Below are 16,524 nucleotides of genomic sequence, written 5' to 3' on the forward strand. Positions count from 1 at the left end.
GCTCAACTCCGCTGGCGAACGTGCAACAGGCTGGCGCCGTGCGAGGGCAGATCCCGCGCCACTGCCCCGGTCATGTCGGCGAGCGGCGTCCGTTCCCACAGGTCGCGCGCGGATACCATGCCACGCACGCCGAGCCGATCGAGCGGCAGCGCCACCCGGCGAGGCTTTCCCGACGTGTTGAACAGCGCGACATAATGCCCGCCGGCGGGTGCGGTCGCGCTCCACAGATGCGTGCCGTCTTCGAGGATGTGCGGCCGGTTGTCCGAACTCGCCTGGTTGACCGCGATCACCTCGGGGTTGGTCAGCAGCGCCAGCGTCGCCGCGTCGAGGTGGCGCAGATCGCCGCCCATAATGAGCGGCGAACGCGCGATCGACCATAAGGTCATCAGCGTGCGTTGCTCGTCGGGGGTGAAACGCGAATCGCGCGCGCCGAGCGCGAGCCGGCCGAGCGGCAGCATGTCGCCATCGGGCCAGCGGCCGCCGCCGATATGCGGGCTCCAGGTTTCGAAGCGGGTGAACTGCGCGGTGAGCTGCGGCCATTCGTCCCAAAAATCATCGGCGATCCGCCACATCTCGGCATGACGGCGGACGTGATCGGCGCGGATCACCGGCGTCTCGCCGGGCGAGAGGCTGAGCACCATCGGGCGACCCGAGCGTTTGATCGCCAGCGCGACCGCTTCGATCTCGGGTGCATGCGCATCATAGGGGCGGCTCATGTCGTCGACCTTGACGAAATCGACGCCCCAGCGCGCATATTGCGCGAACACGCTGTCGTAATAGGCTTGCGCGCCGGGTTCGCGCATATCGACGCCGTACATGTCGGGGTTCCACGAACACACGCTGGTCACGTCGGCGACATCGCGCGCGCGATACTGCGTGCCGAGCACCGGCAGATTGCGTTCGACCGCGAGCCGGGGAATGCCGCGCATGACATGGATGCCGAACCGCAAGCCGAGCGCATGAACCCGTGCGGCGAGCGGGGCAAAGCCAAGACCGCCAGCGCTCGACGGGAAACGATTCAACGCAGGGAGCAGCCGGCCGTTGGCGTCGATCACCGGCACCGGCTTGGCGTTATACTCGTAGCTCTTCGCGTCGGGATCATACCATTGGATATCGACCGTGAAGATGTCGTAGCCGGCGGGCAGCAGCTTTGCCGCCATGATGCCGGCGGTCTCGATCGCCTGCGCCTCGGTGATGGTGGTGGCGAAGCTGTTCCAGCTATTCCACCCCATCGGCGGCCTCGGCGCGAGCGAAGCGGCGGCGCGCGGCGTGGCGCTGGTGGCGCCCGGCAGAGCTACCGCCGCCGCGCCGGCGACGAGCACCGTGCGGCGATCGATACCGCTCATACCCGCAGCACCCCGTTGGCCACCGGCGCGCCGAAATCGGGCGTGCCGTCCGGCGCGTAGCGGATCGGCTGTACGCGGGTGTGGCGGTTAGGATCGAACAAGGGATCCCCCTTGATCTCGGCGTAATCGCGCGCGTGATAGACCAGCATGTCGCGACCTCGTTCGTCGGTGGTGAAACTGTTGTGGCCGGGGCCGTAAACCTTGTGCGCGGGCGACGACCGGAACACCGGCAGCGGTGCTTTCGACCAATTCGCCGCGTCCATGATGTCCGCATCCTCGCGGCAGGTCAGCATGCCGAAACAATAGCGCGCATCCGTGGCGCTCGCCGAATAGGTCATGAACAAACGCCCGTTGCGTGTCAGTACCGCCGGGGCCTCGTTGACCTTGTAACCGCGCACTTCCCAGTCGAGCGTCGGGACGGACAAGCGCACCTGCTGCGCGGCGAGTGTCAGCGGGGTCTTCAAAGGCGCGAGGTAGAGATTGCTGTTGGTGTCGATCCCCGGCTCGCGTTGCGCCCATGCCAGGTAGCGCTGACCCTTGTGGACGAACGAGGTCGAATCGAGATTGAAACTGTCCCATGCGGTCTGAAGCTGGCCGAGCACCGCCCAGTTGCCCGTCATCGGGTCCGCCCCGTCGCACACCACCGCATAGGTGCGGATGCGGAACACGTCCTCGCCACCGCCGCTGGGGCCAGCGGCGAAATACATCGTCCAGCGCCCGTCGACCAGATGCAGCTCAGGCGCCCAGAGGAAACCCGACATCGGCCCGGACGTTTCATGCCGCCATACCACTCGCTCCGACGCGGTCGCGAGCCCGGCGAGCGTCTTCGCACGGCGCAAGACCAGCCGGTCATATTCGGGCACCGATCCGGTCATGTAGTAAATGCCGTCGGTATGGCGGAAGATCTGCGCATCCGCGCGGTTCCTGACCAGCGGATTGGTGATTGCCGCTTCTGTCCGGATTCGCGCCGCGCCGGGGGCGGCGACGAGCGTGGCGGCCGCGCCACCAACGAAGCCACGACGGGTCAGCTCAATCATGTGCGATCCTCTGCTTGCGGGTCTGGCGGGCGCTCGCGGAATCCGCGAGCGCCCGCGCGGTGACGGCGAGGACGATTTCCGCCCGCGCCGTCTCGTCACCGGCTATTGCAGGTCGAGCATCACCACCGACTTGGACGGCAGCGCCACCGTCAGCGTCGTGCCGTCGATCCGCGCACCGGTGAAGGCGGCGGGCGCGATGGCGTTCGGCGTCGTGAAGTCGTTATGCGCGTTCATCGTCGCCGCGGTGAGGATGCGGCCCGAGACGCTGCTCGCGCTCACTCCGCCAAGCGCGACGCTGACCGTGGCGGGCTTGTTCGGATCGAGGTTCGACAGCGCGACGTGGACCTTGCCGGCCTTGTCGCGCACCGCTGAGGCGGACACGCCCGGCATCGTCCACTGGTCCTTGTTGTACCACGGCGCCTTGATGTCGAGCGGCAGCACGGTCGCGTCCATGTAGGGCTTGTACATCTCATAGACGTAATAGGTCGGCGTCTTCACCATCTTGGCGCCGTCGGTGAGGATCATCGCCTGGAGCACGTTGACCATCTGCGCGATCGCGGTGACACGGACGCGATCGGCATGCTTGGCGAAGATGTCGAGATGGACCGAGGCGACCAGCGCGTCGCGCAGCGTGTTCTGCTGGCGCAGGAAGCCGGGATTGGTGCCCTCCTGCGCCTTGAACCAGGTGCCCCATTCATCGACCGCGAGGAACAGCTTCTTCTGCGGATCGAACTTGTCCATCATCGCGCTGTGCTTGGCGACGAGCTCTTCCATATGCGACGCGTCGGCAAGCGTGTGCGCCCAGCCGGCCTCGTCGAATTCGGTCGCCGACGCGCTCGGCGGCCAGCCGCCCGTCATCGTGTAATAATGGAGCGATACGCCGTCGATCTGCTTCGCGGCGTCGCGCATCATGGTTTCGGTCCACTTGTAATCGTCGCCGTTGGCGCCCGATGCGACCTTGAGAATTCGGGTGCCCTCCGGCGCGACGACGAAGGTGGCATAGCGCTTGGTCTCATCGGCGGCATAGGCCGCGCTCATGTTGCCGCCGCAGCCCCACAGCTCGTTGCCGATGCCGAAATAGGGCACCTTCCACGGCGCCTTGTGGCCGTTCCTCGCGCGCTCATCGGCCAGGCTGCCGGCGGGCGAGGTCATATATTCGACCCACTCGGCCATTTCGCGCGGCGTGCCATTGCCGACATTGCCCGAGATGTACGCTTCGGACCCGATCTGATCCATCAGGTCCATGAACTCGTGGGTGCCGACCTCATTCGGTTCGGTGACGCCGCCCCAATGCGTGTTGATCTTGACCGGGCGCTTGGCCTGCGGGCCGATGCCTTCGCGCCAGTGATATTCGTCGGCGAAACAGCCGCCCGGCCAGCGCACCATCGGCACGCCGAGTTCCTTGAGCGCGCCGACCACGTCGTTGCGGAAGCCGCGCGTGTTGGGGATCTTCGAATTCTTGCCGACCCACAGCCCGCCATAGATGCCGTTGCCGAGATGCTCCGCGAACTGGGTGAAGATGTGACGATCATAGATCGGCCCCGGCGTCTCACCGTGCAGCGTCACCGTCGCCGTGTCGGGTGCTGCCTGCTGCGCCACACTCCCGGTGGCCGCCCCGGCGATCGCGATACCGCCCAGCAGCATGCGTAAAAGTCTTCTCATCCTCGTCCTCCCGGTTAATCGTTGAATGGTTCGACCACATCGCGCCGTGCGCGCAGAAACGCGTCGGCGACCAGCTTGAGCGGCCCGGTATCGATATCGCTACGCCCGCTGCGAATCAGCGTGGCGAAGCGCGCGTACAGCCCTCGATATTCGCGGTCCTCATGATGCTCGTCGCCGCTCGGCAGCGTCAGCACCGCGCCGCCGCGCGACAATCTGCAGGTGCCCGCGTCGGTTTCGACGATGATGTCCCAGCTTTGCGCGCCAGTCTGGCGCCAGTCCAGATCCAGGTGGATTTCAGCACCCGCGCTATCGGAGAAGCTGAGATCGGCGGCGATCGGCGCGGCGCGGTTGGCGGGAATGGCGATCGTACCCGACCGCAAGAAGAACGGGCGCGGCAGGATATGCGTCGCGATCGACAGCGCGTTGATGCCGGGATCGAAAACACCGAGTCCGCCCGGTTCCCAAATCCACGCCTGCCCGGGATGCCAGACGCGGACATCCTCGCGCCATATGATCGAGACGCGTTCGATACGCCGTTCCGCCAGCCATGCGCGCGCCGGAGCGACGCCTGCCGCGAAGCGCGAGTGCCATGCCGTGAACAGCGACGCGCCCGTTTTGACCGCCCGCGCTTCCAGCGCATCGACTTCGGCCAGCGTCGCGCCCGGCGGCTTTTCGAGAAGCACGTGGATACCGCGCGCGAGCGCATGCGCGGCGAGATCGTAGCGGACTTGCGGCGGGGTGCAGAGCGCGATCGCATCGACCGCAGGGCCTTGCGCCAGCAGCGCGTCCAGACTCGGCAGGTGCGGCACGCCGGCCACGTTCTGATCGGCGATCGGGCTCACCGTCGCGGCAAGGCTGAACGCCGCATCGCCACGAATCGCGGGCAGATGCTGATCGCGCGCGATCTTGCCCATGCCGACGATGCCGATACGAAAGGGGTTCACCGATCAGAGCACCTTGGCGATGGCGGGACGAAAGCCGGACGCGGTTCGGTGCTGCAACCGGCACAGGGCCATGCGATCCATCCTCTCTCTCGTCACGGGCAAACACCGTGCCTTTTCAGCCCGTTCGCACGGCCATCCAATTACTCCTACTTATTTCCGCAAGCGGCGAAACGCAATCTTTCGTTTTGCAAAGCCGAAACGGCTGTTACGGCTTCGCAAGGAGACGAGGATGACCGAACACGGCGAGGACGTCGAAGGCATGGCGATGGAGCGGACGCCGCGCGGAACTGGGCGGCGGCTGCACGGGTCGATCGCGCACAAGATCGGCGTGGCGATCGTTTCGGGCACCTATGCGCCCGGTGATATCCTGTCGAGCGAAGTGGATTTCTCCGAGGCGCTCGATGTGTCGCGCGGGGCCTACCGGGAGGCGATCCGCGCGCTCGCCGCCAAGGGACTCGTCGAGAGCCGGCCCAAGGCGGGAACGCGCGTGCTGCCCCGCGCGCGCTGGAATCTGCTCGATCCCGACGTGCTGACCTGGGCGTTCGCGGGCGAGCCTGACGCACAATTCGTCCGCAACCTGTTCGAATTGCGCGCCGTCGTCGAACCTGCCGCCGCCGGCTTCGCCGCCGAACGGCGCGACCGCGAAGACCTGCGCGTCCTCAAGGAGGCGCTCGCCCAGATGCGCCGCCATTCGCTCGCTACCGAGGCGGGCCGGATCGCCGACCGCGACTTCCACGATGCGATCCTGCGTGCAACCCGCAACGACGCGATGATGGTGCTGGCGGCGAGCATCGGCGCGGCGGTGAGCTGGACCACGCAGTACAAGCAGCGCGCGCGCGCCTTGCCTCGCAATCCGATCCCCGACCATGCTCGCGTCTACGAAGCCATTGCGGCCGGGGATGCGGCCGGCGCCAGCGCGGCGATGCGCGTGCTGGTCGATCTCGCGCTTCAGGATACCGCCAGCGCGATGGGCGCCCCCGTCTAATCGTCCACGATCAAAGCCTTGCCCTGACAATTTTGGTCCGACTATAAGCCGCATGCAAACGGCGTCGCGCTTTTCAGGCGCGCTATGAGGGAACACAGAGGATGCTGAAGATGATGCGCGTCGGCGTGGTGGCACTGGCCGCCGCTACCGCTCTCACGCCGTACGCGGCCAACGCGGCGGAGGCAAAACGCGAAGCGGCCGGCAAGCTCAGCGACGGCTCGACGATCGAGGCGATCACGCTCTCGAACGGTCGCGGCGTTTCCGCGCGCATCCTCACCTATGGCGCGACGCTCCAGTCGCTGATCGCACCCGACCGGGACGGCAAGCTCGCCGATGTCGCGCTCGGCTATGATGACGCCGCGACGTACCAGAGCCATCCGAATTATTTCGGTGCCACCATCGGCCGCTATGCGAACCGCATCGCCGGCGGCCGATTCACGCTTGATGGCAAGACGTATCAATTGCCGCTCAACGACAAGGTCAATTCGTTGCACGGCGGCGGCAAGGGCTTCGACAAGCAGCTCTGGAAGATCGTTTCGGTCAAGTCCGGCCCTGTCGCCTCGGTGGTGCTCGCCTATTCGAGCCCCGATGGCGACGCTGGCTATCCCGGCGCGCTCGACGTGACGGTGACCTACGCGCTCGACGAAAGCGGCGCGCTGAAGGTCAGCTATGACGCCAAGACCACCAAGCCGACCGTCGTCAACATCACCAACCACAGCTTCTTCAATCTCGCCGGCGAAGGCGCGCCGGCTGGTGCGACCTTCCACACGCTGGTGATTCCCGCGCAGACCTATACGCCCGTCGATGCGCACCTGATCCCGACCGGCGAACGCCGTCCGGTCGCCGGCACCGTTTTCGATTTCCGCAAACCGCGTGTGATCGCCGATGGCATTCGCGACGGGCGCGATGAACAGATTCGCTTCGGCCAGGGCTACGATCACAATTTCGCGCTCGACAAGGGTTTGACCGCGACACCCCAGCTCGCCGCGCGACTGGAAGATCCCGCCTCGGGCCGAGTCCTCGAGATTCTGAGCACCGAACCGGGCGTGCAATTCTACACCGGCAACTTCCTCGACGGCACCTTCGTCGGCAAGGGTGGGCACGTGTACCGGATGGGCGATTCGGTCTCGCTCGAACCGCAGAAGTTCCCGGACTCGCCCAACCATCCCGATTTCGTCTCGGCGCGGGTCGATCCGGGCAAGCCGTACCATAGCGAGATGATCTTCAAGCTGTCGGTCGCGCGGCGCTGATCTCGCCGCTCCCATGTTCCACGTGAAAACGGGCGATCTGCTTGATCGAGCAGGTGGCCCGTTTGCTATCGAAGCACATACAGCCCCGCTTTACGCCCTTCATCGCCAAGGCTAATTTCGCGATGGGGACATTCAGGGGGCGATATGAAATACGCGTATTGGGCCGGCTTGGCGCTGCTATCAACCGCGTCGCAAGCCGGGGCGGCGAGCGATGCGGCACTGCGTTTCGGCGCGCGCGAGGATGTCCGCCAGATCAGCATATCACCCGACGGCAAGCGGATCGCGTATATCGCGCCGACCGGCACGCGCGGCGATACCGTAATAATCGCGACCGTGGCGACCGGCGAACTGAAGGCGATCACCGCATCTTCCGGTAATCCGGACCGACTGCAATCCTGTCATTGGACCACCGATACGCGGCTGACATGCGCGATCTATATGGTGGTTACGGACAGCCGCCAGCGCATTTTACCCTTCTCGCGCATCTTCGCTCTTGATGCCGATGGCAAGCGCTCGACTATGCTGAGCGCGCGCACGAACGACCGCACGCTCGGATTTTCGCTGGGCGGCGGCGAGATCATCGACTGGCAGCCTGACAAAGCCGACGGCAGCGTGCTGATGACGCACACCTACATCCCGGAAGCGACGACCGGCAGCCTCGTTGCTTCTACCCAAGAGGGTCTTGGCGTCGACCGCATCGACACCGTGACTCTGAAGCATACGATGGTGGAGCCGCCGCGCCGCGGGGCCGAGGGCTATATCAGCGACGGGCATGGCACGGTGCGGATCATGGAAGTTCGGGGTGAAACGAACACCGGTTACATGAAGGACACGGTCAATGTCCTCTATCGCACGCCAGACAGCCGCCAGTGGAAGCCGCTCAGCACCGTGAAGCAATCCGGCGGTGTCAGCACCGGGTTCGATCCGGTCGCGGTGGATCGCGACAAGAACGTGGCATATGGCTTCGACACCGTCGGCGGTCGCAACGCTCTGTATTCGGTGGCGCTTGATGGATCGCTCAAGCGCGAACTGGTGCTGGCACGCCCCGATGTCGATGTCGACGATCTCGTGTCGGTGGGACGGCAGAATCGCATGGTCGGTGTCGGCTTCGCCACCGACAAGCGTCAGACCGTATATTTCGATCCAGAACTCGCCAAGCTGTCCGCCTCGCTGTCCAAGGCGTTGCCAGGCCTTCCATTGGTCAACATCGTCGATGCCACCGGAGACGAGAGCAAGCTGGTGATCTTCGCCGGCAGCGATGTCGATCCCGGGCGGTACTACCTCTATGATAAGGCAACCCGCAAACTGGCGGAGCTGCTGCCGTTGCGGCAGGCGCTGGCAAAGACGCCTTTGGCAAGCGTGAAGCCCGTCAACGTGATTGTCGCCGATGGCACGACGATCCCTGCCTATCTGACACTACCGCCGGGTGGGGCGGCCAAGGGGCTGCCCGCGATCGTCATGCCGCACGGCGGCCCGGATGCGCGGGACGAATGGGGCTTCGACTGGCTGGCGCAGTTCTTCGCCAACCGCGGCTATGCGGTGCTCCAGCCCAATTTTCGTGGATCGACTGGTTATGGCGTCGCCTTCTTCGAGAAAAACGGCTTCCAGTCCTGGCCTGTCGCCGTCGGCGACGTGAACGACAGCGGGCGCTGGCTGATCAAACAAGGCATCGCCGATCCGGCGAAGCTCGCGGTGGTCGGCTGGTCGTACGGCGGCTATGCCGCATTGCAATCCGCGGTTCTCGATCCTGCTCTGTTCAAAGCGATCGTCGCGGTCGCACCGGTCACGGATTTGGAAAGCCGCCGGGAGGAATGGCACGAGTTCACCAACTATTCGCTGGTCGACACGCAAATCGGCCATGGTCCGCATGTCCAGGCCGGCTCGCCCGCCCAACATGCCGACCACTTCACGGCGCCGGTGCTGCTGTTCCACGGCGACCTCGATCGCAACGTGGCGGTCGCCGAGTCACGCTTGATGGCATCCCGTCTCAAGGGCGCGCACAAAGCCGTGACCTATGTGGAGTATCCCGCGCTCGACCATCAGCTCGAGGACAATGCGGTGCGGGCGGACATGCTCGACAAGATGGATGGCTTCCTGCGTACGACCTTGGTGTTGCCCTCCGCGCCGTGAGCGGCGCGGAAAGCTTGATCCACGCGAAGGCAAGACACGAAAAAGGGCGGCCGTCGCGGGCCGCCCTTTTTTGATTCGGAGCGCGACGCGGGCGAAGCCCGCATCGTCGGTCGGCGCCTTGGCGCCGCCGGCCGCTCGCGCTGTGCGTTTCTCGATTTAGCTTCGCCAAATCTCGATCAGCGCGAGTAGAACTCGACCACCAGGTTCGGTTCCATCTTCACCGGATAGGGCACTTCGTCGAGTGTCGGAACGCGCGTGAAGGTCACCTTCGCCGCGCCGTCCGGCGCGACATAATCAGGGATGTCGCGCTCGGACAGGGTCTGCGCTTCCATCACCAGCGCCATTTCCTGCGCCTTGCTGCCCAGCGTGATCTCTTCGCCGGCGAACACGCGACGCGACGCGATGTTGCACTTCACACCGTTGACGCGGACGTGGCCGTGCGAGACGAGCTGGCGCGCGGCGAAGATCGTCGGCGCGAACTTGGCGCGATAGACGATCATGTCGAGGCGCTGCTCGAGCAGGCCGATCAGGTTCTGGCTGGTGTCGCCCTTCATGCGCGCGGCTTCGGTGTAGCAAGCGCGGAACTGCTTCTCGGTGACGTCGCCGTAATAGCCCTTGAGCTTCTGCTTGGCGCGAAGCTGCAGACCGTAATCCGAAACCTTGCCCTTGCGGCGCTGGCCGTGCTGACCGGGACCGTATTCGCGCTTGTTGACAGGCGACTTGGGGCGACCCCAGATATTCTCGCCCATGCGGCGATCGATCTTGTGCTTGGCGCTGGAGCGCTTCGACATATTCTCTTCCTTGCAAATGCCAATAACGAGACCGGCGCCGCCACGCGGGCGGTGCCGATCAGATCCCGGTAATCGCTCCGGCACGGATGCCGGGGCCACCGCTTCACCGGGGTGCGGGGCCAAATGCGAAGGGGGCCGTTAGCGGGGGCGCGCGTGCGAGTCAAGCCAATCGATCCGGAGACGAAGCCGGCCGCAGCCGCTAAGGGAGCGCCGCTCTTGACGCCACCCCGCCGCCCCTTCCACCCTCGCGCGTACACGTAAGGATGTGACTCAACGCCATGCAGCTCGTCATCGTCGAATCGCCCGCCAAGGCGAAAACCATCGAGAAATACCTCGGCTCCGACTACCGGGTGCTGGCAAGCTACGGCCATGTCCGCGATCTGCCGCCCAAGGACGGCTCGGTCGATCCCGACGCGGGCTTCGCGATGGAATGGGAAAATTACGCCGACAAGGCGCGGCAGCTCAAGGCGATCACCGACGAAGCCAAGCACGCCGACCGCTTGATCCTCGCGACCGACCCGGATCGCGAGGGCGAGGCGATTTCGTGGCACGTGCAGGAGGTGCTGCGCGGGCGCAAGGCGCTGCCCAAGGACGTGCAGCGCGTGACGTTCAACGCCATCACCAAGGCGACCGTCACCGAAGCGATGAAGCACCCGCGCGAACTCGATACCGATCTGATCGACGCCTACCGTGCGCGCCGCGCGCTCGATTATCTGGTCGGCTTCACGCTCTCGCCGGTGCTGTGGCGCAAGCTGCCCGGTGCGAAGTCGGCGGGCCGGGTCCAGTCGGTCGCGCTGCGGTTGATCGTCGAGCGCGAGCGCGAGATCGAGGCGTTCCGCGCACAGGAATATTGGTCGGTGACCGCGCAGATGGAGCACGACGGCACGCCGTTCGTCGCGCGGCTCACCCGCTGGAACGGCGACAAGCTCGATCGGCTGTCGATCGGCGACGAAGGCACCGCGCTGCGCGCCAAGGCCGATGTCGAGCAGGGCCGGTTCACCGTCGATACGGTCGAGACCAAGCCCGCCACGCGCAACCCGCCACCGCCGTTCACCACCTCGACCTTGCAGCAGGAGGCCGCGCGCAAACTCGGCTTCTCGGCCGATCACACGATGCGGATCGCGCAAGGGCTCTACGAGGACGGCGCGATCACCTATATGCGGACCGACGGCGTGCAGATGGACGGCAGCGCGATCTCGGCCGCGCGGCTCGCGATCGCTAACCGCTATGACGCGCATTATGTGCCCGACAAGCCGCGCCAGTACACGTCCAAGGCCAAGAACGCGCAGGAAGCGCACGAGGCGATCCGCCCGACCGATTTCAGCAAGGACCGCGCCGGCTCGGGCGATCATGCCCGCCTGTACGATCTGATCTGGAAGCGCGCGCTCGCCAGTCAGATGGCGTCGGCGCGGCTCGAGCGCACCACGGTCGAACTCGCCGAAGGGACTGGCCGCACCGCCTTGCGCGCGACCGGGCAGGTCGTGCTGTTTCCCGGCTATCTCGCGCTGTACGAGGAAGGCACCGACGACAGCCAGGACGAGGACGCCCGCCGTCTGCCGCGCATGCGCGAAGGCGATGCGCCCGCCAAGAAGGCGGTCGATGCCGAGCAGCATTTCACCCAGCCGCCGCCGCGCTTCTCCGAGGCGAGCCTGGTCAAGCGGCTCGAGGAACTCGGCATCGGCCGGCCATCGACCTATGCGTCGATCATCAAGACGCTCAAGGATCGCGCCTATGTGCGCACCGAGAAGAACCGCTTCTTCGCCGAGGAGAGCGGCCGGCTGGTGACGGCGTTCCTCGAACGCTTCTTCGAACGCTATGTCGGCTATGATTTCACCGCTGGCCTCGAGGACGAACTCGACGAAGTCTCCGGCGGGCGCGCGCAGTGGCAGGCGGTGCTCGAAGCGTTCTGGAAGGACTTCAAGCCACGCACCACCGAGGTGATGGAGCAAAAGCCCTCCGAGGTGACCGCCGAACTCGACAAGTTCCTCGCGCCCTATCTGTTCCCGGAACGCGCGGACGGCGGCGATCCGCGGCTGTGCCCGAGCTGCGGCAAGGGGCAGCTCGCGCTGCGCGGCGGCAAGTTCGGCGCCTTCGTGGCGTGCTCCAATTACCCGGACTGCAAATATACCCGCCGCTTCGGCCAGGGCGGAGCGGCCGAGGATGGCGCCGCGCTCGAGAATGAGATTCTCGGCAACGATCCCGAGACCGGGCTGCCGGTCGAGCGCAAGTCGGGGCGGTTTGGGCCATATATCCAGCTCGGCGAGGGCAAGGAGGCGAAGCGCGCGTCGATTCCCAAGGACGTGCCCAAGCTCGATCTCGAATGGGCGCTAAAGCTGCTCTCGCTGCCGCGCACGATCGGCACGCACCCCGAGACCGGGCTGCCGATCACCGCGTCGATCGGGCGCTATGGTCCGTATCTGGTGCACGACGGCAAATATGCCCGGCTGACCTCGACCGCCGACGTGTTCGAGACCGGCATGAACGCTGCCGTCGTCAAGCTCGCCGAGGCAGCGGCGGGCGGCGGACGACCGCAACGCGGTGCCGCCCGCGAACCGCTCAAGGTTCTCGGCAAACATCCGCGCACCGAGGCCGAGATCAAGCTGATGGAGGGTCGCTACGGCGCCTATGTCACCGACGGCGAGACCAACGCGACCCTGCCCAAGTCGATCGAAAAGGACGCGCTGACGCTTGAGGAGGCCGCGCAACTGATCGACGCGCGCGCCGCCGCGGCACCGGCCAAGCCCAAGAAGAAGGCGCCTGCCAAAAAGGCGGCGCCTAAGAAGCCGGCGGCGAGCAAGGCTGCTGCCAAGCCCGCCGCGAAAGCACCCGCCAAGAAGGCGGCGCCCAAGGCCGCCAAGAAACCCTGACGGTCTATCGCTTCAGACCCGTTCGTCCGGAGCGAAGTGGAGGGATGGCGCCGTGCGCAGGTGCCTCGACTTCGCTCGGCACGAACGGGTAGCTAGACTGGCGAGATCAGGTTTGGCGGGCGCGCATCGCCGCGATCAGGCGCTCGTCTGCATCTCCACCGCGACATTGTCGATCAGTCGCGTGGTGCCGAGCCGCGCGGCGGCGAGCAGCCGCAACGGCCGGCCCGGCTCGGGATGCTCGGTCAGCGTCTCGGCATCGACCAGCGCGACATAATCGATCGCGAAACCCGCCGCGTTCAGCATGTCATGCGCGCTCGCCATCGCCGTGGCGACGTCACCGCCTCGCCCGATCTCGCGCGCCGCGATACCGAGCGCGCGCGGAAGCGCGACCGCGCGGGCACGTTCGGCCTCGTCGAGGTAGATATTGCGTGAGGACAGCGCCAAGCCGTCATCCTCGCGCTGGGTCGGCACACCGATGATCTCGATGCCGAAATCGAGATCGGCGACCAGCCGGCGGATCACCGCGAGCTGCTGGAAATCCTTCTCGCCGAACAGGGCGACATCGGGCCGAACCTGGTTGAACAGCTTGGTGACGACGGTCGCGACGCCGTCGAAATGCCCAGGCCGCGCCGCGCCATCGAGACCGTCGCTGACCCCGGAGACCGAGATGTTGGTGGCGAAGCCGGCTGGATACATCTCCTCGACGGTGGGTGCCCAGAGCACGTCGCAGCCGGCGCGGGTGAGCATCTGTGAATCGGTGCCTTCGCGGCGCGGATAGCGCGACAGATCCTCGCCTGCGCCGAACTGGCGGGGGTTGACGAAGATCGACGCGACGATCCGCCGCCCCGGCCGCTTCGCCGCCTCGATCAACGCGATATGCCCGGCGTGGAGCGCGCCCATCGTCGGCACCAGCGCGACCGACTCTCCCGCGGCACGGAAAGCGGCGACGGCATCGCGCAGCACGGCGATTTGACGGATGGTTTGCACGGGCGTCGAGCCTCCGGTAAGAATGGCTGGGCCTTCTATGGGCGGTAGCCCGAACGGGCAATAAGAGGAATTTGAGACATTGCCGGGTGACGGGAAAAAGCCGCACATCATCGTCTTCGCCAACGAAAAGGGCGGCACGGGGAAATCGACCACCGCGGTCCACGTCGCCATCGCGCTGGCGATGAAGGGCGGCCGTGTCGCCGCGTTCGATCTAGACCACCGTCAGCGCACCGTCGGGCGCTATCTCGACAATCGCGCCGTAACCGCGAAGCGCACCGAGCGCGAACTCATCACGCCGCGCCATGCCACGCATGACGGCAAGACCGACACTAAGTTCGAGGACTTGTTCGCGTCCTTGTCCGAAAATGCCGATTTCCTCGTCATCGACACGCCCGGTCGCGACGATCCGTTCGCACGGATGGCGGCGCAGCGCGCCGACACGCTGGTGACGCCGATGAACGACAGTTTCGTCGACTTCGATCTGATCGGTCAGGTCGATCCCGACACCTACAAAGTGACCCGCCCGAGCTTCTATGCCGAGCTGATCTGGGAGGCGCGCAAGGTGCGCGCCCGCACCGATGGCGCGACGATCGACTGGGTGGTGTTGCGCAACCGCGTCCAACATATCGAGGCACGCAACATGCGGCGCGTATCCGAAGCGCTCGACCAGCTTTCCAAGCGCGTCGGCTTCCGCATCATCCCGGGACTGGGCGAGCGGGTGATCTACCGCGAGCTGTTTCCAAAGGGGCTGACAATGCTCGATTCGGGCGCGTTCGGCGAGATGGGGCTGAGCCATGTCGCCGCGCGGCAGGAGCTGCGCGAGATGATGAACGCCCTTTCCTTGCCCGATCCGGCCGTGCCGATGTTCGCCTGATGACGAAGTTCCTGCTCCTGGCCGCGTTACTCGCAGCCGGATGGCATTTTTTCCTGCGCCGTTCCAACGCCAAGCCTCGGATCGACGAGCGGGAGGCGCGTGCGATCCTCGGCGTGAGCGCCTCCGCTGACGCCGAGACGATCCGCGCCGCGCACCGCCGCCTCGTTTCCGCCGTCCATCCCGATCGCGACGGCGGTTCGCCGGAGCTTGCGCGGCGGATCAACGCGGCGCGCGACCTGCTGCTCAAGCGGTGACGCCACGCCCGTGAGCCACCGTTTCGATCCGACGATCCTGCGCGAATACGACGTGCGCGGAGTGGTCGGGACAACGCTCCACGAGAGCGATGCCCATGCGATCGGACGCGGGTTCGCGACCCGCGTGCGGCGGGCGGGCGGCGCACGCATCGCGGTCGGCTATGACGGGCGGCTGTCCTCGCCCGCGCTCGAAGCGGCGCTGGTCGCGGGGTTGACGGCAGGCGGGGTCGATGTCGTGCGGATCGGCCTAGGACCGACGCCGATGCTCTATTACGCCGAGGCGCATCTTGGCGTGGATGGCGGCATCCAGATCACCGGCAGCCACAATCCGGCCGATCAGAACGGCTTCAAATTCGTGCTGAGGCATGCACCCTTCTTCGGGGCCGAACTTCAAGACCTCGCGACGCTCGCGCGGGAAGGCGGCTGGAGCGAGGGCGCGGGAGCCGTCTCCGACGCGGACGTGCTCGACGCCTATGTCGATCGGCTGATGATGGGCCATTCGGGCGGCGCGTACCGGATCGGCTGGGATACGGGCAACGGCGCATCCGGCCCGGTGATCGAGCGATTGGTGCAACGCCTGCCCGGCGAGCATCATCTGTTGTTCACCACGGTCGATGGCAGCTTTCCCAACCATCATCCCGACCCATCCGAGGCGGAGAATCTCGCCGATCTCAAAGCATTGGTCCTGCGCGAAGGTCTGGATTTCGGTTTCGCTTTCGACGGCGACGGAGACCGGATCGGCGCGATCGACGCGCGGGGCCGCATCCTGGCGGGCGATCAGATTCTCGCCGTGCTCGCCGAACCGGTACTGAGTGACCTGCCGGGCGCGACGATCATCGGCGACGTGAAGATGAGTGGCACCGTGTTCGATCGCGTGCGCGATCTCGGCGGCGTGCCGCTGATGTGGAAGACGGGCCACAGCCACATGAAGGCGAAGCTCGCCGAAACCGGCGCGCCACTCGCCGGCGAGCTGACCGGGCATATCTTCTTCGGGCAAGACTTTTATGGCGTCGACGACGCGCACTACGCCGCAGTGCGGTTGATCGATGCGATCCACCGCTCCGGGCGCTCGCTCGCTGCCTTGCGCGACGCGATGCCGGTAATGGTGAACACGCCGGAGCTACGCTTTCCGGTGGATGAGGCGCGCAAATTCGCGGTTGTCGAGGACGTGCTCGCCCGCCTCGCCGCCAACGGCGCCACCGTGGATCGCACAGACGGCGCGCGTGTCGATACCGCGGAGGGCTGGTGGCTGCTACGCGCATCGAACACGCAAAACGCGCTGGTGGCGCGGGCCGAGGCGCGCGACCAGGCTGCGCTCGACCGGCTGCTCGCGCAGATCGACGCACAGCTCGCGGCGAGCGGCATCGCGCGGACCTGATGAACGCTCCCGCTCGTGC

The 16,524-nt window shown here is 66.0% G+C and carries 13 protein-coding genes and 1 pseudogene; 7 read left to right on the forward strand and 7 right to left on the reverse strand.

The annotated features are described in order from the left end of the window. Positions 1–2: 2 nt before the first annotated feature. The 4 genes and pseudogenes from BLS81_RS13970 to BLS81_RS13985 all read right to left on the reverse strand — a co-directional run bounded on the left by BLS81_RS13970 (position 3) and on the right by BLS81_RS13985 (position 4,989). Positions 3–1,346 carry a glycoside hydrolase family 27 protein gene (locus tag BLS81_RS13970; RefSeq protein WP_093224770.1) on the reverse strand — a complete coding sequence of 448 codons (1,344 nt, stop codon included), beginning with the start codon at positions 1,344–1,346 and terminating at the stop codon, positions 3–5. 5 nt (positions 1,347–1,351) lie between these two features. Further along, positions 1,352–2,383 (reverse strand): annotated as a pseudogene (locus BLS81_RS13975) (family 43 glycosylhydrolase); the annotation flags it as partial. 102 nt (positions 2,384–2,485) lie between these two features. Further along, positions 2,486–4,045, reverse strand: coding sequence for an alpha-N-arabinofuranosidase (locus BLS81_RS13980; protein ID WP_093224774.1), 1,560 nt, complete (start codon positions 4,043–4,045; stop codon positions 2,486–2,488). Positions 4,046–4,059: 14 nt separating this feature from the next. Beyond that, positions 4,060–4,989 (reverse strand): Gfo/Idh/MocA family protein, encoded by a 930-nt coding sequence (locus BLS81_RS13985; protein ID WP_093224776.1) that lies wholly within the window; start codon positions 4,987–4,989, stop codon positions 4,060–4,062. Positions 4,990–5,218: 229 nt separating this feature from the next. Between BLS81_RS13985 and BLS81_RS13990 the strand changes: the two genes are divergently transcribed. Together BLS81_RS13990 and BLS81_RS13995 are read left to right on the forward strand one after the other, a co-directional pair. After that, on the forward strand, positions 5,219–5,974 hold the full coding sequence (locus tag BLS81_RS13990) for a FadR/GntR family transcriptional regulator (protein WP_256326243.1): 756 nt from the start codon (positions 5,219–5,221) through the stop codon (positions 5,972–5,974). Between the two features lie 110 nt (positions 5,975–6,084). Then, a complete protein-coding gene (locus BLS81_RS13995) occupies positions 6,085–7,224 on the forward strand; it encodes an aldose epimerase family protein (protein ID WP_371128292.1) in 1,140 nt (379 codons plus the stop codon). Between the two features lie 65 nt (positions 7,225–7,289). On the opposite strand, the gene BLS81_RS21155 is transcribed toward BLS81_RS13995, so the two are convergent. After that, positions 7,290–7,586, reverse strand: coding sequence for a hypothetical protein (locus BLS81_RS21155; RefSeq protein ID WP_256326244.1), 297 nt, complete (start codon positions 7,584–7,586; stop codon positions 7,290–7,292). On the opposite strand from BLS81_RS21155, the gene BLS81_RS14000 reads away from it, so the two are divergent. After that, a complete protein-coding gene (locus BLS81_RS14000) occupies positions 7,558–9,354 on the forward strand; it encodes an alpha/beta hydrolase family protein (protein WP_256326245.1) in 1,797 nt (598 codons plus the stop codon). The two genes, BLS81_RS21155 and BLS81_RS14000, sit on opposite strands and share 29 nt — an antisense overlap. A gap of 176 nt (positions 9,355–9,530) precedes the next feature. On the opposite strand, the gene rpsD is transcribed toward BLS81_RS14000, so the two are convergent. Then, entirely contained in the window at positions 9,531–10,145 is a 615-nt protein-coding gene (gene rpsD / locus BLS81_RS14005) for a 30S ribosomal protein S4 (RefSeq protein WP_093224782.1), read from the reverse strand. Positions 10,146–10,423: 278 nt separating this feature from the next. Between rpsD and topA the strand changes: the two genes are divergently transcribed. Next, on the forward strand, positions 10,424–13,012 hold the full coding sequence (topA, locus tag BLS81_RS14010) for a type I DNA topoisomerase (RefSeq protein WP_093224784.1): 2,589 nt from the start codon (positions 10,424–10,426) through the stop codon (positions 13,010–13,012). A gap of 135 nt (positions 13,013–13,147) precedes the next feature. Here the strand turns inward: topA and panC are convergent, their stop codons facing one another. Then, positions 13,148–13,999 (reverse strand): pantoate--beta-alanine ligase, encoded by an 852-nt coding sequence (gene panC, locus BLS81_RS14015; protein WP_093224786.1) that lies wholly within the window; start codon positions 13,997–13,999, stop codon positions 13,148–13,150. 79 nt (positions 14,000–14,078) lie between these two features. Here panC and BLS81_RS14020 point away from each other — a divergent pair, with 79 nt between their 5' ends. The 3 genes from BLS81_RS14020 to pgmG are packed head-to-tail and all read left to right on the forward strand — an operon-like array spanning position 14,079 to position 16,505. Further along, positions 14,079–14,873 carry a division plane positioning ATPase MipZ gene (locus BLS81_RS14020; protein ID WP_093224788.1) on the forward strand — a complete coding sequence of 265 codons (795 nt, stop codon included), beginning with the start codon at positions 14,079–14,081 and terminating at the stop codon, positions 14,871–14,873. After that, positions 14,873–15,127 carry a J domain-containing protein gene (locus BLS81_RS14025; protein WP_093224789.1) on the forward strand — a complete coding sequence of 85 codons (255 nt, stop codon included), beginning with the start codon at positions 14,873–14,875 and terminating at the stop codon, positions 15,125–15,127. Before BLS81_RS14020 ends, BLS81_RS14025 begins: the two co-directional genes overlap by 1 nt. Before the next feature lie 10 nt (positions 15,128–15,137). Beyond that, positions 15,138–16,505 carry a phosphoglucomutase/phosphomannomutase PgmG gene (gene pgmG, locus BLS81_RS14030; protein WP_093224791.1) on the forward strand — a complete coding sequence of 456 codons (1,368 nt, stop codon included), beginning with the start codon at positions 15,138–15,140 and terminating at the stop codon, positions 16,503–16,505. Positions 16,506–16,524 lie beyond the last annotated feature (19 nt).

The sequence above is a fragment of the Sphingomonas sp. NFR15 genome, from assembly GCF_900103265.1.
Classification (GTDB): Bacteria; Pseudomonadota; Alphaproteobacteria; order Sphingomonadales; family Sphingomonadaceae; genus Sphingomonas; species Sphingomonas pollutisoli.